The sequence below is a fragment of the Salinivibrio costicola subsp. alcaliphilus genome, assembly GCF_001996185.1.
In the GTDB taxonomy this organism is placed as follows: domain Bacteria; phylum Pseudomonadota; class Gammaproteobacteria; order Enterobacterales; family Vibrionaceae; genus Salinivibrio; species Salinivibrio costicola.
Map to the genome: position 1 here is coordinate 1 of NZ_MUFR01000115.1, position 791 is coordinate 791.

Annotated in this window: 2 pseudogenes; both read left to right on the top strand. The window is 48.2% G+C overall.

Going from position 1 to position 791, the window contains the following annotated elements:
- A pseudogene (locus BZJ21_RS16405) lies at positions 1 to 467 on the top strand (hypothetical protein); the annotation flags it as partial.
- Positions 468 to 541: 74 nt separating this feature from the next.
- Positions 542 to 791 (top strand): annotated as a pseudogene (locus tag BZJ21_RS16745) (glycosyl hydrolase family 26); the annotation flags it as partial.

Below are 791 nucleotides of genomic sequence, written 5' to 3' on the forward strand. Positions count from 1 at the left end.
ATTTTGGCGCTGAGTTTTTTGTCATGGCCTCAACCAAAATCAACACTCAAGGCAGCATTGAGTTTATCCCAGATGCTAAGCCAGCCTATGCCTTTGATGTCCAGCAGGCCGTCACAATGACCACCGAGATAGGAATACGAGGCGGCGTTAAGGTCTGGGTGTTAGAGGGGCTGTTCGAATTGACAGGCGGTATTGTTGCCAATGCCAAGTGCGTCCTCGCAGGCGGAGAGGATAAAACCGAGCTTATCTTCTGCCATGAAGGCATTAAGGCGTATGTCAAAATGAAGGTTACGTTTAGCACGAAAAATCCCAACGAGAAGAGTTCAAACAACAAAGGCGGCCTTGGCGGCTGGCGAGCTGATAGTGAGGCAAAAAAAAGTGAAGAAGAAACACAAGAGTGGGTGTGGGTTGAGCGTTTAAGTGCCGATGACTCCCCGCACCGCACCACATTATTTGGTGGCGACTAGCAGAGGATACCATGAGAGCCATAACGTTAATTTTAACTGTTATTTTATTAGCCGGATGTTTTGGAGATAAACAAATGAGGCAAGCAAGAGAGCAGGTGTCAACCGTTGATATCGAGATTGATAATGAAGGCGAGAATCCGCCCGTGTTGTACACTGCCAATATCAGCTCACAGACTATGTTTTGTGGTGGACTAATCAACGGTATCGAAGCTATTGATAACTTAAGCTCGAGCGCGGCCACCTTCTCATCGGGGTTTAACGCTACCGCTTACTTACAGCCGGGAGAAAACCACCTAGAGCTCGGTACGGTACCATCAGGTGCGT